Origin of the sequence: Streptomyces sp. NRRL S-378 (assembly GCF_000720645.1) — a bacterium.
GTDB lineage: Bacteria > Actinomycetota > Actinomycetes > Streptomycetales > Streptomycetaceae > Streptomyces.
In genome coordinates this window covers 1-20,809 of sequence record NZ_JOBX01000077.1, presented here as the reverse complement: position 1 = coordinate 20,809, position 20,809 = coordinate 1, and the positions used below count along the sequence as shown (strand labels likewise).

Annotated in this window: 17 protein-coding genes and 1 tRNA gene; 9 read left to right on the top strand and 9 right to left on the bottom strand. The window is 71.3% G+C overall.

The window, feature by feature from the left end:
• Positions 1-15 precede the first annotated feature (15 nt).
• The 5 genes from IH80_RS0133735 (at position 16) to IH80_RS0133715 (ending at position 6,695) form a co-directional block, all read left to right on the top strand.
• Positions 16-1,647 carry a PQQ-binding-like beta-propeller repeat protein gene (locus IH80_RS0133735; RefSeq protein ID WP_030965531.1) on the top strand — a complete coding sequence of 544 codons (1,632 nt, stop codon included), beginning with the start codon at positions 16-18 and terminating at the stop codon, positions 1,645-1,647.
• Positions 1,648-1,702: 55 nt separating this feature from the next.
• Entirely contained in the window at positions 1,703-3,424 is a 1,722-nt protein-coding gene (locus IH80_RS0133730) for a PQQ-binding-like beta-propeller repeat protein (protein WP_030965530.1), read from the top strand.
• 136 nt (positions 3,425-3,560) lie between these two features.
• Positions 3,561-4,253, top strand: coding sequence for a response regulator transcription factor (locus tag IH80_RS0133725; RefSeq protein WP_030965529.1), 693 nt, complete (start codon positions 3,561-3,563; stop codon positions 4,251-4,253).
• Between the two features lie 111 nt (positions 4,254-4,364).
• On the top strand, positions 4,365-5,321 hold the full coding sequence (galE, locus tag IH80_RS0133720) for a UDP-glucose 4-epimerase GalE (RefSeq protein WP_030965528.1): 957 nt from the start codon (positions 4,365-4,367) through the stop codon (positions 5,319-5,321).
• Positions 5,322-5,927: 606 nt separating this feature from the next.
• Positions 5,928-6,695, top strand: a complete 768-nt coding sequence (locus IH80_RS0133715; protein WP_030965527.1) for a LuxR C-terminal-related transcriptional regulator — start codon at positions 5,928-5,930, stop codon at positions 6,693-6,695.
• On the opposite strand, the gene IH80_RS0133710 is transcribed toward IH80_RS0133715, so the two are convergent.
• Positions 6,654-7,151, bottom strand: a complete 498-nt coding sequence (locus IH80_RS0133710; RefSeq protein WP_030659599.1) for a MarR family winged helix-turn-helix transcriptional regulator — start codon at positions 7,149-7,151, stop codon at positions 6,654-6,656. The two genes, IH80_RS0133715 and IH80_RS0133710, sit on opposite strands and share 42 nt — an antisense overlap.
• Before the next feature lie 161 nt (positions 7,152-7,312).
• Here IH80_RS0133710 and IH80_RS0133705 point away from each other — a divergent pair, with 161 nt between their 5' ends.
• Both IH80_RS0133705 and IH80_RS0133700 read left to right on the top strand, forming a co-directional pair.
• Entirely contained in the window at positions 7,313-8,170 is an 858-nt protein-coding gene (locus IH80_RS0133705) for a trans-aconitate 2-methyltransferase (protein ID WP_030965526.1), read from the top strand.
• Positions 8,171-8,172: 2 nt separating this feature from the next.
• On the top strand, positions 8,173-8,562 hold the full coding sequence (locus IH80_RS0133700) for a VOC family protein (protein WP_030965525.1): 390 nt from the start codon (positions 8,173-8,175) through the stop codon (positions 8,560-8,562).
• A 66-nt stretch (positions 8,563-8,628) separates the two neighbouring features.
• Here IH80_RS0133700 and IH80_RS0133695 read toward each other — a convergent pair whose 3' ends face one another.
• Both IH80_RS0133695 and IH80_RS0133690 read right to left on the bottom strand, forming a co-directional pair.
• Entirely contained in the window at positions 8,629-9,297 is a 669-nt protein-coding gene (locus IH80_RS0133695) for a TetR/AcrR family transcriptional regulator (RefSeq protein ID WP_107056956.1), read from the bottom strand.
• Positions 9,297-10,277, bottom strand: a complete 981-nt coding sequence (locus IH80_RS0133690; protein ID WP_030965522.1) for an acyl-CoA desaturase — start codon at positions 10,275-10,277, stop codon at positions 9,297-9,299. Before IH80_RS0133690 ends, IH80_RS0133695 begins: the two co-directional genes overlap by 1 nt.
• Before the next feature lie 371 nt (positions 10,278-10,648).
• Between IH80_RS0133690 and ppc the strand changes: the two genes are divergently transcribed.
• Positions 10,649-13,417, top strand: coding sequence for a phosphoenolpyruvate carboxylase (ppc, locus tag IH80_RS0133685; protein WP_051810228.1), 2,769 nt, complete (start codon positions 10,649-10,651; stop codon positions 13,415-13,417).
• Positions 13,418-13,498: 81 nt separating this feature from the next.
• On the opposite strand, the gene IH80_RS0133680 is transcribed toward ppc, so the two are convergent.
• From IH80_RS0133680 to IH80_RS0133655, 6 genes are all read right to left on the bottom strand, one after another.
• On the bottom strand, positions 13,499-14,263 hold the full coding sequence (locus IH80_RS0133680) for an LPXTG cell wall anchor domain-containing protein (RefSeq protein WP_030965520.1): 765 nt from the start codon (positions 14,261-14,263) through the stop codon (positions 13,499-13,501).
• A 157-nt stretch (positions 14,264-14,420) separates the two neighbouring features.
• Positions 14,421-15,011, bottom strand: coding sequence for an aminoacyl-tRNA hydrolase (pth, locus tag IH80_RS0133675; protein ID WP_030027108.1), 591 nt, complete (start codon positions 15,009-15,011; stop codon positions 14,421-14,423).
• A gap of 99 nt (positions 15,012-15,110) precedes the next feature.
• Positions 15,111-15,704, bottom strand: a complete 594-nt coding sequence (locus tag IH80_RS0133670; protein ID WP_030965518.1) for a 50S ribosomal protein L25/general stress protein Ctc — start codon at positions 15,702-15,704, stop codon at positions 15,111-15,113.
• A 177-nt stretch (positions 15,705-15,881) separates the two neighbouring features.
• Positions 15,882-16,859: a ribose-phosphate diphosphokinase gene (locus IH80_RS0133665; RefSeq protein ID WP_030965517.1), complete on the bottom strand. Its 978-nt coding sequence runs from the start codon at positions 16,857-16,859 to the stop codon at positions 15,882-15,884.
• Between the two features lie 133 nt (positions 16,860-16,992).
• The gene (gene glmU, locus IH80_RS0133660; RefSeq protein ID WP_030965516.1) at positions 16,993-18,438 is read right to left on the bottom strand and encodes a bifunctional UDP-N-acetylglucosamine diphosphorylase/glucosamine-1-phosphate N-acetyltransferase GlmU; all 1,446 of its coding nucleotides are present in this window, start codon (positions 18,436-18,438) and stop codon (positions 16,993-16,995) included.
• Between the two features lie 110 nt (positions 18,439-18,548).
• Positions 18,549-18,620, bottom strand: a tRNA-Gln gene (locus IH80_RS0133655).
• Positions 18,621-18,893: 273 nt separating this feature from the next.
• Between IH80_RS0133655 and IH80_RS0133650 the strand changes: the two genes are divergently transcribed.
• The gene (locus IH80_RS0133650; RefSeq protein WP_030965515.1) at positions 18,894-20,171 is read left to right on the top strand and encodes a sensor histidine kinase; all 1,278 of its coding nucleotides are present in this window, start codon (positions 18,894-18,896) and stop codon (positions 20,169-20,171) included.
• The last annotated feature ends 638 nt before the right edge of the window (positions 20,172-20,809 follow it).

The following is a 20,809-nucleotide window of genomic DNA, read 5'->3' as shown; positions in this document are numbered from 1 at the left end:
GCCGAAAGTGCGCTGATGACCGAGCCGCCCAAGCCGCCGAACCAGCCGCCGACACCTTCCGGTTACGGACACCTGCCCGGCCCGCCGCAGCAGGCGTACGGGTATCCCCAGCAGGGCGAGAACCCCTACGCGCAGCAGCCCGGACACCCCCAGCAGCCCGGCCACGTGCCGCAGCCGCCCACCGTCCCGGCGTACCCGGCCCACGGTCTGCAGCCGCCCCCGCCCGGCGCGCCCGGCATGCCGCCGAAGAAGAAGCTGCCCCTGATCGTCGCCGCCTCCGTCGCCGGCGTCCTCGTCCTCGGCGGCGTCGGCTACGTCGCCTTCGGCACCGGCGACGAGGACCCCGCGCAGCCCGTCGCCCAGGAGTCCGGCGACGCCAAGCCCTCCGCCTCCGCGTCCGTGGACGTGGGCGACGGCAGCGGCCCCGGCGGCAACCAGCAGACCGACCTCAACGCCGGCCGCAAGCAGGGCGAGGACAAGGTCCTCTGGCTCAAGACCACCAAGATCGACGGCCCGGGCGCCGGCGTGGCCACCCGTGGCCAGTGGGTCGTGGGCGACACCGTGGCCAAGACCGTCGGCAAGACGATCAAGGGTTACGCGATCGCCGACGGCAAGGAGAAGTGGGCGATCACCTTCCCCGCGGACATCTGCGGCACGACCAAGCGGACCACCGACGACGGCAAGACCGTCGTCATGTACGCGGACGGCCCCTCGGCGACCGCCAACTGCAACCAGATCCGCATGGTCGACCTCAAGGCGGGCAAGGAGGGCTGGTCCAAGGAGGTGGCCAAGGAGAGCGCCTTCGACATGTTCCTCGACCCCAGCCTCGCCATGACGGGGGACACCGTCACCGTCAACCGCCTCACCCGCGCCACCGCGTTCAAGATCAGCACCGGTGAGAAGCTCTTCGGCAGCCCCGCCGAAGGCTGCGTACCCGGCGCCTACGCCGCCGGCAACGGCAAGATGATCGGCGTCGCCACCTGCAACGACGCCGACATGACCGTCGAGGTCCAGGACGCCGACCCGGTCACCGGCAAGAAGACGTGGACCCACCGGCTCCCCAAGGGCTGGAAGGTCTCCCGCGTCTACGGCCTCGACCCCATCGTCCTCCACCTCACGAACGCCGCCACGAAGGAGAGCTCCATCGTGGTCCTCGGACCCGACGGCAAGCAGCGCACCACGCTCTCCGGCGACGGCAAGTTCTCCACCGAGTGCAGCGTCAGCCACGACGACTCCCTGCAGGGCTGCGCCACCGCAGTCGTCGACGCGGGCACCCTCTACCTCCCCACCCGGGCCGACCTCGGCAAGGCCAACGAGGTCGTCGCCTTCGACCTGAACACCGGCAAGGCCACATGGCGCGTCCCGGCAGGCGAGGGACGCACCCTGGAGCCGCTCAAGGCCGCCAACGGGCAGCTGATCGCCTACCGCAAGGCCGAATCCAACCAGGGCGGCGAAGTCGTCTCGATCCCCGCGGACGGCAGCACCCCCACCGCGCTCCTGCGCCACCCGTCGGGCCCCTCCGCACCGATCGAGAGCTCCTTCTACTCCCCGGACGTCGACTACGCCGACGGACGCTTCTTCATCTCCACGACCCGCCTGCTCGCCCAGGACAAGGACGAGAAGCTCCTGATGGTCTTCGGCAAGTGAACACCCGTCCGGCACGCCGTCCGACGAGCCGTCCACCGAGAGGCAACAGCAACCGATGAGTACCCCGCCGCCCCCCAGCCAGCCGCCGTCCGGCGGCTTCGGAGCGCCGCAGGATCCCCCGCCGGGCGGGTTCGGAGCGCCCAAGCCGCCCGCAGGACCGCCCGCCGGCCCGCCCGCCCCGCCGCCGGGACCGCCCGCCGCCCAGCAGCCGCCGGCCGGGCAGCCCGCGTACGGCTACCCGCAGCCCGACCCCGGCTACGGATACCCGCAGCAGCCCGCCGCGCCCGCGCAGTACGGCGCGCCGGTGCCCCCCGCCCAGCCCCCGGCCGGCAGTGGCGGCGGCGGGGACAAGCGCACCCAGCTGATGATCGTCGGCGCGGCCCTCCTGGCCATCGTCCTGATCGTCGGCGGCGGCCTCTGGTACGCCTCCGGGGACGGCGGCAAGGAGGACGTCGCACAGAGCGACCCCAGCGCCTCCCCGGGCGGCGACAAGAACCAGGCCTTCGCGCCCGGCACCGAGAAGGTCCCCGGCAACCCCAAGTCGAAGACCCTCTACAACCACCCCGCCCCGACCGTCACCGACCTCGTGTCCGTCAACGGCTCCTGGCTGACCGACAGCACCTACGTCAAGTCCGACGTGTCGAAGGTCGTCGGGTACAACCTCGTCGACGGCGGCAAGAAGTGGGAGGTCCCCCTCGCGGGCGAGGTCTGCGGAGCCACCCCGCACGTCAGCGAGAAGAAGACGGCCGTCCTCTTCAGGCCCGCCCAGCCCAGCGTCGACAACAAGTACCCGCCGTGCACCGAGGTCGGCGTCGTCGACCTCGAAGCCGGCAAGCTCGTCTGGTCCGGCAACATCAAGAGCGCCAACGGCGGCGACAAGCCAGTCCAGTTCTCCGAGATCACCCTCAGCGGCAAGACCGTCGCCGCGGCCGGCGTCTCCGGCGGCGGCGCCGCCTGGAACCTCGCCGACGGCAAGAACCTGTGGCAGCCCAAGGTCGACGGCGAGAGCTGCCGCGACACCGGCTACGCGGGCGGAGAGGCCCTCGCCGCCATCCGCAAGTGCGGCCAGCACCCCAACTACACCCTGCACGCGCAGCTCCTCGACCCGGCCACGGGCGCCCCCACCGGCTCCTACAAGCTCTCCCAGGGCATCGAGTACGCGCACATCGTCTCCACCAAGCCGTTCGTCGTCGCCGCCGACGTCGGCGACAACGCCAAGGGCGGCAAGGGCGTCAGCGACCTGTTCGTCGTCGACCCCAAGGGCGAGCTGAAGGCGCGCATCCCGCTCGCCGCCGGCACCTTCGCCGCCAAGTGCGGCTCCACCGACGTCGAGAAGTGCTCCAACATGGTCGTCGGCAACGGCAAGATCTACGTGCCCTCCGCCGAGCACCAGGGCCAGTCGCCCACCGGCCGCACCAACGAACTGCTCTCCTTCGACCTGGAGACCGGCAAGCAGACCACCGACCGCGCCGACGCGGGCGAGCGGTACACCATGTACCCGCTGCGCATGGACGGGTCGAACATCATCGCCTACAAGGTCCCCCCGTACGACAAGGGCGGCCAGATCGTCAGCATCGACGGCAAGACGATGAAGGAGACCCTCCTCATGGAGAACCCGGCCGACAAGGACATCCGGCGCGCCGAGACCTCCTTCTCGCCCGACTTCTCCTCCGAGCTGCGCTACCACAACGGCAAGCTCTTCATGTCCAAGCAGAACGTCAGCAAGCCGTACTCGGCCGACCCCGAGTACCTCTTCGTCTCGTTCACCGCGAGCTGATCCGCACAGCACCGCATGTCCGCATGGAGCCCCCGAACGGTCCGTACCGATCGGGGGCTTCTGCGCGGTATCCCCCTCGCGCCGTCGAACAAGCGTGTAGCTTGCCGGGGCAGAAGGGTGGGGGGTGGGTTCCTCAATGGGCGTACGCGTCGTGGTCGTCGACGACCACCGGCTGCTGGCCGAGGCACTGGCCTCTGCCCTGAAACTGCGCGGCCACCGGGTCCTGGCCGCCGCGGCCCCGGCGGCGGGCGCCGCCGAGCTCGTCATCGGCCGTGCCCCGGAGGTCTGCCTCCTCGGCACCGCCAACCCCGCCGAGCCCGGAGCCTTCGAACCGGTCGTCCGCATCAAACGGGAGCGACCGCAGATCGCCGTGGTCGTCCTCGGCCCCGTCCCCAGCCCGCGCGGGATCGCCGCCGCCTTCGCCGCCGGCGCCTCCGGGTACGTACGCCAGGACGAGCGCATCGAGGGGGTGGAGCGGGCGCTGGCCAAGGCACGGGCGGGAGAGGCGGCGATCGCCCCGCAACTGCTCCAGGGGGCCTTCTCGGAGCTCCTCAACCCGGCCGTCCAGCCCGACGACGAAGGCAGCCGCCTGTTGCGGCTGCTGACCCCGCGCGAAGTGGAGGTGCTGGTACGGGTCGCCGAAGGCGAGGACACCCGCCTGATCGCCGCGGGCATGGCGATCGCGCCGAGCACCGCCCGCACCCACGTACAGCGGGTCCTGATGAAGCTGGGCGTCGGATCACGGCTGGAAGCGGCCGCGCTGGCCGCCCGCACCGGCCTGCTGGACCGGGCCCTGCCCGGACCGTCGTCCCCCGAGCAGCGCGGCTGACCGGAGGCTGCCGGGGCCGCCGATTTCCCCCGCGGGTGCCGCATCGGGTAAGCCAGTGCCCAAGCACGCGCATCCACACGCGCGTGGTCCCCCGCGAGAGGCAGTAGGCGAGTGAGTAAGTACCTGGTAACCGGTGGCGCCGGATACGTCGGCAGCGTGGTCGCGGCCCACCTCCTGGAGGCCGGCCACGAGGTCACCGTCCTCGACGACCTCAGCACCGGCTTCCGCGTCGGCGTCCCCGAAGGCGCCACCTTCGTCGAGGGCCGCATCCAGGACGCCGCCCGCCACATCGACTCCTCCTACGACGCCGTGCTGCACTTCGCCGCCTCCTCACAGGTCGGCGAGTCCGTGGTGAACCCCGGCAAGTACTGGGAGAACAACGTCGGCGGCACCCTCGCCCTGCTGGCCGCGATGCGCGAGGCCGGCGTACGCAGGCTCGTCTTCTCCTCCACCGCCGCCACCTACGGCGAGCCGACCGAGGGCCTGCTCACCGAAGCCTCGGTGACCGCGCCGACCAACCCGTACGGCGCCTCGAAGCTGGCCGTCGACCACATGATCGCGGGGGAGTGCGTCGCGCACGGCCTGGCCGCGGTGTCCCTGCGCTACTTCAACGTGGCCGGCGCCTACGGCGCCTTCGGCGAGCGCCACAGCCCCGAGACGCACCTGATCCCGCTGGTCCTCCAGGTCGCACTCGGCGAACGCGAGTCGATCTCCGTCTTCGGCGAGGACTACCCCACCCCCGACGGCACCTGCGTCCGCGACTACATCCACGTCGCCGACCTCGCCGAGGCCCACCTGGCCGCCCTGCAGGCGGCCACCGCAGGGGAGCACCTGATCTGCAACCTGGGCAACGGCAGCGGGTTCTCCGTGCGCGAGGTCATCGAGACCGTCCGCAAGGTCACCGGCCGGGAGATCCCCGAGGTCGTCGCCCCGCGCCGGGCCGGCGACCCGGCCATGCTGGTCGCCTCCGCCCGCACGGCCCACGAGCGCCTCGGCTGGACCCCGAACCGCTCGGACCTCACCGGCATCATCCAGGACGCCTGGAACTTCGCCCGCCGCACCTCCTGACGTCCGGCCCCGGTTCACCTCCGGGGCGCCCGGTGTCGGCTCGTGGGGCCGTACGTGCTCGGAAACCGTCCGTGCCTCACGGTTTCCTCCGCGCGTTCGGCCCCTCTCCCCGCCGCGCCCCCTCGGCTCACTCGGCTGCTCATCAGGGCCGTCGGGACTGGGGGGCGCTCGGATCAGTGGGCGCTCAACGGGGGCGTGTGGGCTGGGGCCATGCGCCGCAGCCGGGCGCTGCGCGCGGGCGCCCGGCGTGCGCACGCCGGGTGAAATGCCCCCCGTGCACCTGCCGATGGCACGCGCCCGCACGCAAGACGTCCCACAGGCCCCCGATTCAGGCGAATTCAAGCCACGGCCGAGCCCCGCCGGAACGCACACTCCTCAAATCCCCGGGAAAAACTTCTGCTATTCGGCCAACTGCGAGCCGCCCCCGGCCCTACGCTGAGGCGTGACACCGGTGGGGGCCGGTGTTGATTCAGGGGTCGAGACAAGTCGGGTACGGCGTCCGGTCCGGGGTAGTGCAGATATGTCTCGGCGGCGGCCGGGGGCTGCGGATCACCCGGTCCTGGCGCCGTACCCGCCGTCGTCCGTTCCCCTACCCTTGGGGGTTTTGTGGTTCGTATCCGGGTTCTCGTCGTCGACGATCACCGCATCTTCGCCGAATCGCTCGCAGCCGCGCTCGCGGCCGAGCCGGACGTGGACGTGTCCGCGGCCGGCAGCGGCCCCGCCGCGCTGCGCTGCCTCGAACGCGCGGTGGCCGAGGGCCGCCGCTTCGACGTCCTGCTGGTCGACGCCGACCTGGGCGCGGTCGCCGGGGCCGTGCCCGCCCAGCGGGAGCCGGGGGCCGGGCCGCCACAGCCCGGCTCGGACGGGATCGCGCTGGTGGCCGGGGTGCGGGGGGCCCACCCAGGGGTCCGTACGGTCGTCCTCGCCGAGCGCGACGACCCGCGCCGGGCCGCTCTCGCCCTGCAGGCGGGGGCCTCGGGATGGGTCGCCAAGGACTGCTCGCTCTCGCGGCTGCTCGCCGTCGTCCGCGGGGTCCTGCGGGAGGAGACCCACCTTCCGCCCGCACTGCTCACCGGAGTGCTCCGGGAGCTGACCGCGGCGCGCAAGCACCGCACGGACAGCGAACGGCTCGTGGAGTCCCTCACCCCCCGCGAGCACGAGGTGCTGCGCTGCATGGTGGCGGGACTGGGCCGCAAGGACGTGGCGGCGCGGCTGTTCCTGTCCCCGCACACGGTCCGCACCCACATGCAGAACGTGCTGGGCAAGCTCGGTGTGCACTCCACGCTGGCCGCGGTGGCGCTGGCCCGGCGAGCCGGCGTACGACCCGCCGACCTAGCCGGGAATGTTGTCGAACGGAGCGGTCAACTGGCGTAGCAGCCCGGCGAGATCACCGCGCTGGCTCTGCGAGAGCTGGGCCAGGATCGCCCGTTCCTGGGCGAGCAGCCCGGCGAGGGCCTGGTCGGCGCGGTCCCGGCCCTCGGGGGTGAGCCGCACCAGGACCCCGCGGCGGTCGCTGGGGTCCGGGAGCCGTTCGACCAGACCCTTCTTCGCGAGCCGGTCGATGCGGTTGGTCATGGTGCCGGAGGTGACCAGGGTCTGGGTCAACAACTGGCCGGGGGAGAGCTGGTAGGGGGCGCCCGCGCGGCGCAGCGACGTCAGGACGTCGAACTCCCAGGGCTCCAGGCCGTGCTCGGAGAAGGCCAGCCTGCGGGCGCGGTCGAGGTGGCGCGCGAGCCTGCTGACGCGGCTCAGTACCTCGAGCGGTTCCACGTCGAGGTCAGGGCGCTCCCGCCGCCATGCCGCCACCAGTCGGTCGACCTCGTCCTCCATGCCGATCAGTGTAAGGGGTCTGTCGATGTGAAGTCTCTTCATCCCGAGTATCTCGATCACGAGTATCTTGACGTCGAGATATAATTGAAGCGAGCATGGGGCATGGAGGGGGCCGGAACAGATTCCGCTTCCGACCGCCCCGCCAGCAGGGAGGCTCGAACATGTATTCCGATATCGCGCACGCAGGGACCCCCACGTCCACCGCGCCCTCCGCACCCACCTGGGATCCCCAGCAGTACCTCCGGCACGCGGGCCACCGCACACGGCCCTTCCTCGACCTGCTCACCCGCATACCCGAACTCCCCACCAGCCCCGCCCGCATCGCCGACCTCGGCTGCGGCCCCGGCAACGTCACCGAACTCCTCACCACTCGCTGGGCCGAGGCCGCCATCACCGGCTTCGACCTCTCGCCCGAGATGCTCCAGCGCGCCACCGAGCAGTACGCCGGCCCCACCGCCGGCGGAGGCAGCCTCGACTTCCGCCACGGAGACATCGCCGGCTGGCTTCCCGAGGAGCCCTACGACCTGATCGTTTCCAACGCCGCCCTGCAATGGGTCCCCAGCCACCCCGGCTCCTTCGGCGCCTGGATCAACGGCCTGCGGCCCGGCGGCACCCTCGCCTTCCAGATCCCCGGCAACTTCTCCGCCCCCAGCCACGCCCTCCTCGCGCAGCTGTGCGACGCCCCGCGCTGGCGCTCCCGCCTGGCCGGCCACGGCGCCCGCTACATCCACCTTCTCGAACCCGCCGAATACCTCGCCCGGTTCACCGAGCTCGGCTGCACCGCCGACGTCTGGGAGACCACCTACCACCAGCTCCTCCAGGGCCCCGACCCCGTGCTCGACTGGGTCAAGGGCACCGCGCTGCGGCCCGTCCTCACCGCCCTCGGCGACGACCTGGAAGCCGTCGACGCCTTCCTCGCCGAATACCGCGACCTGCTGCGCGCGGCCTACCCGAGCGGGCCGCGCGGAACCGTCTTCCCGTTCCGAAGGATCTTCGCCGTAGCCCGCAAGGAGGCCTGACCGTGCTCACCGCAGTCGACCACGTCCAACTCGCCGCACCGCCCGACGCCGAGGACCGGCTCCGCGCCTACTACACCGGCGTCCTGGGCATGACCGAGATCCCCAAACCACCCGTCCTCGCCGCCCGCGGAGGATGCTGGTTCGCCGCCGGATCCGTACAGCTGCACCTCGGCGTCGAGGAAGACTTCCGGCCCGCCCGCAAGGCCCACCCCGGACTACGGGTGACCGGCATCGCGGCGTACGCGCAAAGACTGAAGGAGAGGGGGGCCGAGGTGGTCTGGGACGAGGACCTCCCCGGCCACCACCGCTTCTACTCCGAGGACCCCGTCGGCAACCGGCTCGAATTCCTCGAACCCCACGACACGGACGCGGACGCCGCCCCCGACCGGTAGGCGCCCCCCGCGCGACACGACGGCGCCCCGCCACCGACCACCGGTGACGGGGCGCCGTCGTACCCCCTAGCTCTTGCGGCGGCCCACCAGCTGCGGCTTCGACTCCAGCCCGTCCAGCCCGTGCCACGCCAGGTTCACCAGATGCGCCGCCACCTCGGCCTTCTTCGGCTTGCGCACGTCCAGCCACCACTGACCCGTCAGCGCCACCATCCCGACGAGCGCCTGCGCGTACAGCGGGGCCAGCTTCGGATCGAAGCCACGGGCCTTGAACTCCAGCCCCAGGATGTCCTCCACCTGCGTGGCGATGTCACTGATCAGCGACGCGAACGTACCCGTCGACTGCGCGACCGGGGAATCCCGCACCAGGATCCGGAAACCGTCCGTGTACGACTCGATGTAGTCCAGCAGCGCGAACGCCGCCTGCTCCAGCAGCTCCCGCGGATGCCCGGCCGTCAGGGCGCCCGTCACCCCGTCCAGCAACTGGCGCATCTCCCGGTCCACGACGACCGCGTACAGCCCCTCCTTGCCGCCGAAGTGCTCGTACACCACCGGCTTGGACACCCCGGCCTTCGCCGCGATCTCCTCCACCGACGTGCCTTCGAAGCCCTTCTCCGCGAACAGGGTCCGGCCGATGTCCAGCAATTGCTGGCGCCGCTCCGCGCCCGTCATCCGGACCCGGCGGCCACGCCTGGGCTTGTCGCTGCTGGAATTACCGTCGATCGCCACGCCCCCCATCATGCCGGGTTCGGCCCGTTTTCCCTGCGCCGGGCGTCGATCCGGGACGCCGACGGCCACCGCACGTCCGTCGCCCACCCCAGCTGCTCGAACCAGCGGATCAGCCGCGCACTGGAATCCACCTGCCCCCGCAGCACACCGTGCCGGGCCGACGTCGGATCCGCGTGGTGCAGGTTGTGCCACGACTCACCGCACGACAGCACCGCCAGCCACCACACGTTGCCCGACCGGTCCCGGGACTTGAACGGCCGCTTGCCCACCGCGTGACAGATCGAATTGATCGACCACGTCACGTGGTGCAGCAGCGCCACCCGCACCAGAGAACCCCAGAAGAACGCCGTGAACGCCCCCCACCACGACATCGTCACCAGACCGCCCACCAGCGGCGGAACCGCCAGCGAGAAGATCGTCCACCAGATGAAGTCCCGCGAGATGCGCCGGATCGCCGGGTCCTTGATCAGATCCGGGGCGTACTTCTGCTGATCGGTCTGCTCCTCGTCGAACAGCCATCCGATGTGCGCCCACCACAGGCCCTTCATCAGCGCCGGCACCGTCTCACCGAACCGCCACGGCGAATGGGGGTCGCCCTCGTGGTCCGAGAACTTGTGGTGCTTGCGGTGGTCCGCCACCCACCGCACCAGCGGACCCTCCACCGCCATCGAACCCATCACCGCGAGCACGATCCGCAGCGGCCGCTTCGCCTTGAAGGAACCATGCGTGAAGTAACGGTGGAAACCGATCGTGATCCCGTGGCAGGCCAGGAAGTACATGAACACCATCAGGCCGAGGTCCAGCCAGCTCACCCCCCAGCCCCAGGCCAGTGGCACCGCCGCCAGCAGTGCCACGAAGGGAACGGTGATGAACAGCAGCAGGGCGATCTGCTCGATCGACCGCTTGTTCTCGCCGCCCAGCGTCGCGGACGGCACTTGAGTCTCGGAGGGCGCGGAGGCACCCTCGATCAGTTCGGGGCTGGTGGTCATGGGTGTCCCCTGGGGGTGAGGGAGGTCGGAGGGTTCGCCGGATCAGCAGACCCTACGGGTCCGTAACCTACGGCATCGTAAGTATGGCAAAGCCCGGGCCCGGGACAAGAGGAGCGCGAGCGCGGCAACCGGTGTGCACCCGTGTCCCCACCAGCCGGCCGACCCCGTACGACTCGGCCTATGAGACGTTTGCCCAGGCACGGGCATCGGACACCTATCCTGTTCCCCGTCGGACAGCGCGGTCCGCACGGGCAGCCCGAGCCACACCACAGCAGCGGCGGTCCCCCGGACGGAGTCCGGCGGGGTCCACGCCGCGCACGGCCGGGAGCCCACCGCCCAGTAGCGCTCGAACACTGCAAGGAGCCGCACCTGTGAGCAGTGCTGACAAGGCCCCCCTGGCCACCCAGCAGGCCCCCGTCACCCCGGCCGCCACCGCCAACGCGGAACTGCGCGCGGACATCCGCCGCCTCGGCGACCTCCTCGGGGAGACCCTCGTACGCCAGGAAGGCCAGGACCTGCTCGACCTCGTCGAACGCGTCCGCGCCCTCACCCGCACCGACGGCGAAGCCGCCGCCGCCCTCCTCGGCGACACCGACCTGGAGACCGCCGCCAAGCTCGTGCGCGCCTTCTCCACCTACTTCCACCTCGCCAACATCACCGAGCAGGTCCACCGCGGCAAGGAACTGCGCGCACACCGCGCCGCCGAGGGCGGGCTCCTCGCCCGCACCGCCGACATGCTCAAGGACGCCGACCCCGAGCACCTGCGCGAGACGGTCAAGAACCTCAACGTCCGGCCCGTCTTCACCGCACACCCCACCGAAGCGGCCCGCCGCAGCGTCCTCAACAAGCTGCGCCGCATCGCGGCCCTCCTGGAGGAACCCGTCACCGGCGCCGGCGACCGCCGCCGCCACGACCTCCGCCTGGCCGAGAACATCGACCTCGTCTGGCAGACCGACGAACTGCGCGTCGTCCGCCCCGAGCCCGCCGACGAGGCCCGCAACGCCATCTACTACCTCGACGAACTCCACGCCGGCGCCGTCGGCGACGTACTGGAGGACCTCGCCGCCGAACTGCGCCGCGTCGGCGTCGAGCTGCCCGCCGGCACCCGCCCCCTCACCTTCGGCACCTGGATCGGCGGCGACCGCGACGGCAACCCCAACGTCACCCCCGACGTCACCCGCGACGTGCTGATCCTCCAGCACGAACACGGCATCACCGACGCCCTCGAACTCGTCGACTTCCTGCGCAGCCTGCTGTCCAACTCCATCCGCTACACCGGAGCCACCGAGGAACTCCTCGCCTCCCTCCAGGCCGACCTCGAACGCCTCCCGGAGATCAGCCCCCGCTACAAGCGCCTCAACGCCGAGGAGCCCTACCGGCTCAAGGCCACCTGCATCCGCCAGAAGCTCCTCAACACCCGGGAGCGCCTCGCCAAGGGCACCCCCCACGAGGAAGGCCGCGACTACCTCGGCACCGCCGAGCTCCTCACCGACCTCACCCTCATCCAGACCTCCCTGCGCGAGCACCGCGGCGGCCTCTTCGCGGACGGCCACATGGACCGCACCATCCGCACCCTCGCCGCCTTCGGCCTCCAGCTCGCCACCATGGACGTACGCGAACACGCCGACGCCCACCACCACGCCCTCGGCCAGCTCTTCGACCGCCTCGGCGAGGAATCCTGGCGCTACGCGGACATGCCCCGCGACTACCGGCAGAAGCTCCTCGCCAAGGAACTCCGCTCCCGCCGCCCGCTGGCCCCCACCCCGGCACCCCTCGACGCCGCAGGCGCCAAGACCCTCGGCGTCTTCGCCGCCGTCAAGGACGCCTTCGAGAAGTTCGGCCCCGAGGTCATCGAGTCCTACATCATCTCGATGTGCCAGGGCGCCGACGACGTCTTCGCCGCCGCCGTCCTCGCCCGCGAGGCCGGCCTCATCGACCTCCACGCAGGCTGGGCCAAGATCGGCATCGTCCCGCTGCTGGAGACCACCGACGAGCTCCGCGCCGCCGACGTCATCCTCGACGAGATGCTCGCCGACCCCTCCTACCGGCGCCTGGTCTCCCTCCGCGGCGACGTCCAGGAGGTCATGCTCGGCTACTCCGACTCCTCCAAGTTCGGCGGCATCACCACCAGCCAGTGGGAGATCCACCGCGCCCAGCGCCGCCTGCGTGACGTCGCCCACCGCTACGGCGTCCGCCTGCGCCTCTTCCACGGCCGCGGCGGCACCGTCGGCCGCGGCGGCGGCCCCTCGCACGACGCGATCCTCGCCCAGCCCTGGGGCACCCTCGAAGGCGAGATCAAGGTCACCGAACAGGGCGAGGTCATCTCCGACAAGTACCTCGTCCCCTCCCTGGCCCGCGAGAACCTCGAACTGACCGTCGCGGCCACCCTGCAGGCCTCCGCCCTGCACACCGCGCCCCGCCAGTCCGACGAGGCCCTCGCCCGCTGGGACGCGGCCATGGACACCGTCTCCGACGCCGCCCACGCCGCCTACCGCGAGCTCGTCGAAGACCCCGACCTGCCCGCCTACTTCTTCGCCGCCACCCCCGTCGACCAGCTCGCCGACCTGCACCTCGGCTCCCGGCCCTCCCGCCGCCCCGACTCCGGAGCCGGCCTCGACGGCCTGCGCGCCATCCCGTGGGTCTTCGGCTGGACCCAGTCCCGCCAGATCGTCCCCGGCTGGTACGGCGTCGGCTCCGGCCTCAAGGCCCTGCGCGAAGCCGGCCACGAGGACGCCCTCACCGAGATGGGCGAACGCTGGCACTTCTTCCGCAACTTCCTGTCCAACGTCGAAATGACACTGGCCAAGACCGACCTGCGGATCGCCCGCCACTACGTCGACACCCTCGTACCCGACGAGCTCAAGCACGTCTTCGCCCGCATCCAGGCCGAACACGAGCTCACCGTCCGCGAGGTCCTGCGCATCACCGGCGGCGAGAAGCTCCTCGACTCCCACCCGGTGCTCCAGCAGACCTTCGCCGTCCGCGACGCCTACCTCGACCCCATCTCCTACCTCCAGGTCTCCCTCCTGGCCCGCCAGCGCGCCGCCGCCGCCCGCGGCGAGGAGGCCGACCCGCTCCTGTCCCGCGCCCTGCTCCTCACCGTCAACGGTGTCGCCGCAGGCCTGCGCAACACCGGCTGACCGGCCGCCGTACCCACGAAAAGGGGGTCCCCCGCACCGAACCGGCGCGGGGGACCCCCCTTTTCTTCCGTACTACGGGGCTCAGCCCTGGGCGCCGGACCGGCGACGGCGGACCAGCAGGAGCGTCCCGGCCGCGATCAGGGCCGCCGCCATCGTGGCGAGCAGCCCGACCGGAGCGTCCGAGCCGGTCTTCGCCAGGTCACCACCGGTCGTACCGCCGGAGGCCGACGCGGACGGAGCGGGGGAGGACGCGGAGGAGGAAGGCGAGGTGCTCGTCGACGACGACGGGCTCGTGCTCGTGCTCGCCGAGGCCGACGGGGAAGCCGACGTGCTGGAACTCGGCGACGTCGAGGCCGAGGTCGAGGTCGACGGCGCCGGCTCGGTGGAGGACTGCGACGGCGTCGGCTCGGTCGTCGCCGTCGACGGGCAGGTGTGCGAGAGGTTGAACCACTCCAGCTTCTTGCCGCCGCCCGTGGTGCCCTCGACCAGGGCGACCGCCGAGACCAGCTTCGCGCCGGGCTCCGACGCCGCGTACGCGTGGTTCTCGTTCGGCGGACCGAAGACGGTGATCACCTGCTCGCCGCCCGGCTCGAACTTCACCGTCAGCTTCACGAACGAGACCTCGTTCGGGCTGCCCGGCGCGATGAAGTGCCAGCCGTCCTTCGTCGCGGGTATGGACGCGCAGGTCTCGCCGGGCTTGCCCTTGTACTGCGCCGCGTAGATCGGCAGGTCCTTCGCCTGGTGCAGCGGCACCTCGTAGGAGTCGGTGGCGAACGCCGGGCCGGCGGACGCGGAGAGGAGCAGCGCAGTGGCAACGGCCGCCCAGCGCTTACGGGAACGGAGCATCGAGGCACCTCTGGGGAGAGAGGGAAACATGGGGCCATGGGGGGCGGCGGCGCCAGCATGCTGATGCGACACCGCCCCGGTCAAGAGCCAGACGTACATATTTGCTATGAACTGATCTGCTCCGGGCCACTTGTCCCTTGTGAAGATGCCTGGCGCGCTACCCGTTGTACGCCGACTGCGCGCGCTCCAGACCCTCCGCCACCAGGCACTCCACCGCATCCGCCGCCCGGTCCACGAACCAGTCCAGCTCCTTGCGTTCCGTGGAGGAGAAGTCCTTCAGCACGAAGTCCGCGACCTGCATCCGGCCCGGAGGCCGCCCGATGCCGCACCGCACCCGGTGGTAGTCCGCACCCATCGACTTCGTCATGGACTTCAGACCGTTGTGCCCGTTGTCCCCGCCGCCCAGCTTCAGACGCAGCGTCGGATAGTCGATGTCCAACTCGTCGTGGACCGCGACGATCCGCTCCGACGGCACCTTGTAGAAGTCCCGCAGGGCCGTCACCGGACCACCCGACAGGTTCATGAACGACATCGGCTTGGCCAGCACCACCCGGCGGTTCGCCGGCCCCGGCGGACCCATCCGGCCCTCGACCACCTGCGCCCGCGCCTTGTGCGCCTTGAACTTCCCGCCGATCCGCTCCGCCAGCAGATCGACCACCATGAACCCGATGTTGTGGCGGTTCCCGGCGTACTCCGCACCCGGATTGCCCAGGCCCACGATCAGCCAGGGCGCCGCGTCGTCCGACATCAAAAGCTCCTTACCGCCTAGAACGAAGACGACCGCCGTCCCGCTCCAGTGGAGCCGGACGGCGGTCGGTCAGCAACTGCTGAGGGGAAGGGGCGAGGCTCAGGCCTCGGCGCCCTCGGTCTCACCCTCGGCCTCGGCGGCCGGCTCCTCGGCCTGCGGGGCGACGACCTGCAGGACGGCGGTGTCACCCTCGACGGCCAGGGTGGTGCCGGCCGGCAGCTTCAGGTCCGAGGCGTGCACGGTCGCACCGGCCTCCAGGCCCTCGATCGAGACGGTGATCTCGGTCGGGATGTGGGTGGCCTCGGTCTCGACGGAGATCGTGGTCAGCAGGGTCTCCAGCAGGTTGCCACCGGCGGCCAGGTCGCCCTCGGTCACGACCGGAACCTCGACGGTGACCTTCTCGCCCTTCTGGACGATCAGGAAGTCGACGTGCGAGATGGTGCGCTTCAGGGGGTGGCGCTGCACGGCCTTCGGGATGACCAGCTCGGTGCCGCCGCCCGCGATGTCCAGGGACAGCAGGACGTTCGGGGTCTTCAGCGCCATCATCAGGCCGTGGGCCTCGACGTTGACGTGCTTCGGGTCCGTGCCGTGGCCGTAGATGACACCGGGGGTCAGGGCGTCGCGGCGGGCCTGGCGGGCAGAGCCCTTGCCGAAGGTGTCGCGCAGGGTGGCGGAAAGCTTGACCTCGGACATGCTCACTCCTCGTGGGGTGATGGAAATGGACACAGTCACCCGGCCTGAACGGCCTGCTACGAAGAGCGCGTCGATAACGGAGCATCCGCACACGAAAGTGCGGCCTCCCTCGCCGAGCAACTTCATGAGTCTACCCGGCGGGAAGGCCGCACTTCAAAAGGATCTACGCGGCAGTGCTTACTGCTGCTCCTCGAACAGGCTCGTCACCGAACCGTCCTCGAAGACCTCGCGCACCGCACGCGCGATCATCGGGGCGATCGACAGCACCGTGATCTTGTCCAGTTCCAGGTCGGACGGGTCCGGCAGGGTGTTCGTGAAGACGAACTCGCTCACCTTCGAGTTCTTCAGGCGGTCGGCCGCGGGACCCGAGAGGATGCCGTGCGTCGCCGTCACGATCACGTCCTCCGCGCCGTGCGAGAAGAGCGCCTCGGCCGCGGCGCAGATCGTGCCACCCGTGTCGATCATGTCGTCGACCAGGACGCAGACGCGGCCCTTGACCTCGCCGACGACCTCGTGGACCGTCACCTGGTTGGCGACGTCCTTGTCGCGGCGCTTGTGCACGATCGCCAGCGGCGCGTCCAGCCGGTCGCACCAGCGGTCCGCCACCCGCACACGACCGGCGTCCGGGGACACGATCGTCAGCTTCGTGCGGTCCACCTTGGCGCCCACGTAGTCCGCGAGGACGTTCAGCGCCGACAGGTGGTCCACCGGGCCGTCGAAGAAGCCCTGGATCTGGTCGGTGTGCAGGTCGACCGTCAGGATGCGGTCCGCACCCGCGGTCTTCAGCAGGTCCGCCACCAGACGCGCCGAGATCGGCTCGCGGCCCTTGTGCTTCTTGTCCTGACGGGCGTACCCGTAGGACGGGATGATCACGGTGATGGAACGAGCCGACGCGCGCTTCAGCGCGTCGATCATGATCAGCTGCTCCATGATCCACTTGTTGATCGGAGCCGTGTGGCTCTGGATCAGGAAGCAGTCCGCGCCGCGTGCCGACTCCTGGAAGCGGACGTAGATCTCACCGTTCGCGAAGTCGAAAGCCTTGGTCGGCACGAGGCCGACTCCCAGCTGGTGCGCGACCTCCTCGGCCAGCTCGGGGTGGGCGCGGCCGGAGAAGAGCATCAGCTTCTTCTCGCCGGTCGTCTTGATCCCGGTCACAGCACTGTCTCCTCAGACGTGTTGAAGCTGCTCGCCCCCATGTGCGTCCGTCCCGCACACGGTGAGCCAGCCGAATTGCGTGCACCTATCACGGTACGCCGTTCGAGACGTACCCGTTTCCGGTCAGTTCACCTCAGGGGCGCTCGGAGTCCTCCGAGGCCGCCGACTGTGCAGCCGTGGCGGCGGCACTTCCCGGACGCTTGCGAGCCACCCAGCCCTCGATATTCCGCTGCTGGCCACGGGCCACGGCCAGCGCACCGGGCGGCACGTCCTTCGTGATCACGGACCCGGCGGCCGTGTAGGCCCCGTCCCCGATCGTGACGGGTGCCACAAACATGTTGTCCGACCCCGTCTTGCAATGCGAGCCGACGGTCGTGTGGTGCTTGTGCTCGCCGTCGTAGTTCACGAAGACGCTCGCCGCGCCGATGTTCGTGTACTCGCCGATCGTGGCGTCGCCCACGTACGACAGGTGCGGCACCTTCGTGCCCTCGCCGATCGTCGCGTTCTTCATCTCGACGTAGGTACCGGCCTTGGCCTTCGCGCCGAGGGACGTCCCCGGACGCAGGTAGGCGAACGGCCCCACGCTCGCCTGCGGGCCCACGACCGCGCTCTCGGCCACCGTGTTGTCCACGCGCGCGCCCGCACCCACCTGCGTGTCGCGCAGCCGGGTGTTGGGGCCGACCTCGGCGCCCTCGCCGATGTGCGTCGCGCCCAGGAGCTGGGTGCCGGGGTGCACGATCGCGTCCTGGCCGAAAGTGACGGTCACGTCCACGAAGGTGCCGGCGGGGTCGACGACCGTCACGCCCGCGAGCATGGCCTGCTCCAGCAGGCGCGCGTTCAGCAGGGCACGCGCCTCGGCGAGCTGCACGCGGTTGTTGATCCCCAGGATCTGGCGGTGGTCGCTGCCCACGGCCGCGCCGACGCGGTGCCCGGCCTCGCGCAGGATGCCGAGGACGTCGGTGAGGTACTCCTCGCCCTGGCTGTTGTCGGTACGGACCTTGCCGAGCGCGTCGGCGAGCAGGGCGCCGTCGAAGGCGAAGACACCCGAGTTGATCTCGCGGATGGCGCGCTGGGAGTCCGTGGCGTCCTTGTGCTCGACGATCGCGGTCACGGCGCCGCCGGCGTCGCGCACGATGCGGCCGTAGCCGGTGGAGTCGGGCACCTCGGCGGTGAGCACGGTGACGGCGTTGCCGTCGGCGGCGTGCGTCTGCGCGAGCCGGCCCAGGGTCTCCCCGGTCAGCAGCGGGGTGTCGCCGCAGACGACGATCACGGTGCCGTCGACGGGCCCGCCGAGCTCCTGCAGGGCCATGCGGACGGCGTGGCCGGTGCCCTTCTGCTCGTACTGGACGGCGGTGCGGACGTCGGCGTCGATGCCGGCGAGGTGCGCGGTGACCTGCTCCCGGGCGTGCCCGACGACCACGACGAGGTGTTCGGGGTCCAGCTCGCGGGAGGCGGCGACGACGTGACCGACGAGCGAGCGCCCGCAGATCTCGTGCAGGACCTTGGGTGTGGCCGACTTCATGCGGGTGCCCTCACCCGCTGCGAGTACGACGACGGCTGCCGGGCGGTTGGCGCTCACGGGTGTGCCCTTCGGCTTCGGGGGTGGACCCGTGAAGGATACCGGGGGGCCGGGGCCCCGAAACGAGGCCGGGTCCCGACCTCTGCGGTCGGGACCCGAACGTGCGTAAGCTCCCCCGCCAGGACTCGAACCCGGACATAAGGCACCAAAAGCCTCAGTGCTGCCAATTACACCACAGGGGACTATTTACGACTAAACCGGACATTACGTCATGGTGGTCGAGTCGACGGCACCTACTATGCCGCACCACCGCCCTTCGATGCGACGGTAAAGATCGTGCCCTGCGGGGCGTGTGCCGCGAAGCGCCCGCGTCGCACCCTGTGGGAGTTCACCGGCGGGTCCGAAACGGGGGATTCAGGTCTCGATGTCCGGTTGGTTCACTCGCCTGTGCGAGGGCCGGCGTTCGAGGAATTTCTGTCGGTGATCTGTCGGGACGCCTGCGTACGCTGGACGGCATGACCAGTACGGGGGAAGAGCAAGGCCGTGCCGGGCCGCCGTTGTGGTGGGCGCGACGGCGGGACGTCGTGGTGGACGGGGGGCTGGCCGCGGTGTCCACCGCGGAGTGCGCGTGGGAAGGGGTCCGCTTCTCGGACGAGGCGGGCATCCCCGTGGCCGCGGGAGTGCTGTTCGGGGCCGTGGTGGGGGCCACGCTCCTGCTGCGTCGGCGGTGGCCGATCGCCGTGGTGCTCGTGGGGATCGCCGTGGCGCCGGCCGAGATGGGGTTCCTGCTCTCGGTGGCGGGGATGTACTCGCTCGCCTCGTCCGACGTGCCCCGGCGGATCATCGCCGGCCTCGCCTCGACGTCGCTGGTCGCGACCTTCGTCGTGATGTACCTGAAGACGCGCGGGGACGTGGAGGCCGATCCGGCGCTCGTGGTCGCGCTGTCCGGGTTCGTGGCGGTGGCGCTGACCGTGCCGCCGATGCTGCTCGGGCTCTACATCGGCGCCCGGCGGCGGCTGATGGAGAGCCTCCAGGAGCGGGCCGACTCGCTGGAGCGGGAGCTGTCGCTGCTGGCGGACCGGGCGGAGGAGCGGGCCGAGTGGGCCCGCACCGAGGAGCGGACCCGGATCGCGCGCGAGATGCACGACGTGGTCGCCCACCGGGTGTCGCTGATGGTCGTGCACGCGGCCGCGCTGGAGGCGGTGGTCACCAAGGACCCGGCGCGGGCGGCGAAGAACGCCGCGCTGGTGGGGGACATGGGGCGGCAGGCGCTGACGGAGCTGCGGGAGATGCTCGGCGTGCTGCGGGCGGCGCCGCCGAAGCCGGCCGTGGCGGCCGCCGCTGCCACGGTGGCGCCGGCGGGGCCGGTCGCGCTCGTGGGCGGCGCGACGGCGGTGGACGACGGGCCGTCGCTGGAGGAGCTGGAGGCGCTGGTCGGCCAGTCGCGGGCGGCGGGGATGGCCGTCGAGATGGTGGTGCAGGGGGAGGGGGCGGCGTACGCGGCGGAGGTGGAGCAGACGGCGTACCGCGTGGTGCAGGAGGCGCTGACCAACTGCCACAAGCACGCTCCGGGGGCGCGGGTCGTCGTGCGGCTGGCGCACCGGGAGGGTGAGGTGGCGATGCAGGTGGAGAACGGGCCGTGCGAGGGGCCGGTGGACGGGGTCGGGCTGCCGAGCGGGGGGAACGGGCTGGTCGGGATGCGGGAGCGGGTGCTCGGGCTGGGCGGGGTCTTCGTCTCCGGCCCGACGGACGCGGGCGGCTTCCGCGTATCGGCGGTCCTCCCGCTCCCCTGACCGCCGGACCTCTGGCCTCTGGCCTCCGGCCCGGGGTAACGGTTCCGCGGGTCCCCTGCGGGGTTGCTTCGCGGGGGTCCGGCCGGAGTGGGCGGCGGGGCCGGGATACGGGTGTGGTGCGGGTGGGTCGGGGTGCCGGGCAGGGGTATCTCCTCGGCTCGGCGCGTGCGGCCCGGCCCGGCCAGACGGCCCCGGTCGCGCCTCGTCCTGCGGGGACACCCCTTCCCGTCCCCCCTCCAGCAGTACGGGCCGGTTCCCGGAACGGTGGTTTTGCCGGGGCGGAGCCGCGGTCCCTGCGGGATTGCCGGGCGGGCTTCGCGGGGTCCGGATCGTGCTGGGGGGCCGGGGTACGGGTGTGGTGCGGTGCCCCTGCGCGGTTGCTGTGCCGGGTCCGATCGTGCAGCGGGTCACTGCTGAGCAGTGGTCCGGTCCACCGGAGGCGTACGGCGGGGCCGGGGTACGGGTGTGGTGGAGCCGGGTCGGGGTGCCGGGCAGGGGTATCTCCTCGGCTCGGCGCGTGCTGCCCGGGCCCGGCCAGGCGGCCCCGGTCGCGCCTCGTCCTGCGGGGACACCCCTCCCCGTCCCCCCTCCAGCAGTACGAGCCGGTTCCGGGAACGGTGGTCTTTGCTGGGGCGGAG

What these genes read in the sequence shown, in the direction of transcription:
- pth (WP_030027108.1), bottom strand. Translation starts at nt 15,011, where the DNA reads ATGTCGGACGACGCGGCGCCCTGGCTGATCGTGGGCCTGGGCAATCCG.
- IH80_RS0133730 (WP_030965530.1), top strand. Translation starts at nt 1,703, where the DNA reads ATGAGTACCCCGCCGCCCCCCAGCCAGCCGCCGTCCGGCGGCTTCGGA.
- IH80_RS0133680 (WP_030965520.1), bottom strand. Translation starts at nt 14,263, where the DNA reads ATGCTCCGTTCCCGTAAGCGCTGGGCGGCCGTTGCCACTGCGCTGCTC.
- IH80_RS0133690 (WP_030965522.1), bottom strand. Translation starts at nt 10,277, where the DNA reads ATGACCACCAGCCCCGAACTGATCGAGGGTGCCTCCGCGCCCTCCGAG.
- IH80_RS0133735 (WP_030965531.1), top strand. Translation starts at nt 16, where the DNA reads ATGACCGAGCCGCCCAAGCCGCCGAACCAGCCGCCGACACCTTCCGGT.
- IH80_RS0133695 (WP_107056956.1), bottom strand. Translation starts at nt 9,297, where the DNA reads ATGGGGGGCGTGGCGATCGACGGTAATTCCAGCAGCGACAAGCCCAGG.
- IH80_RS0133725 (WP_030965529.1), top strand. Translation starts at nt 3,561, where the DNA reads ATGGGCGTACGCGTCGTGGTCGTCGACGACCACCGGCTGCTGGCCGAG.
- IH80_RS0133705 (WP_030965526.1), top strand. Translation starts at nt 7,313, where the DNA reads ATGTATTCCGATATCGCGCACGCAGGGACCCCCACGTCCACCGCGCCC.
- IH80_RS0133650 (WP_030965515.1), top strand. Translation starts at nt 18,894, where the DNA reads ATGACCAGTACGGGGGAAGAGCAAGGCCGTGCCGGGCCGCCGTTGTGG.
- IH80_RS0133670 (WP_030965518.1), bottom strand. Translation starts at nt 15,704, where the DNA reads ATGTCCGAGGTCAAGCTTTCCGCCACCCTGCGCGACACCTTCGGCAAG.
- IH80_RS0133710 (WP_030659599.1), bottom strand. Translation starts at nt 7,151, where the DNA reads ATGGAGGACGAGGTCGACCGACTGGTGGCGGCATGGCGGCGGGAGCGC.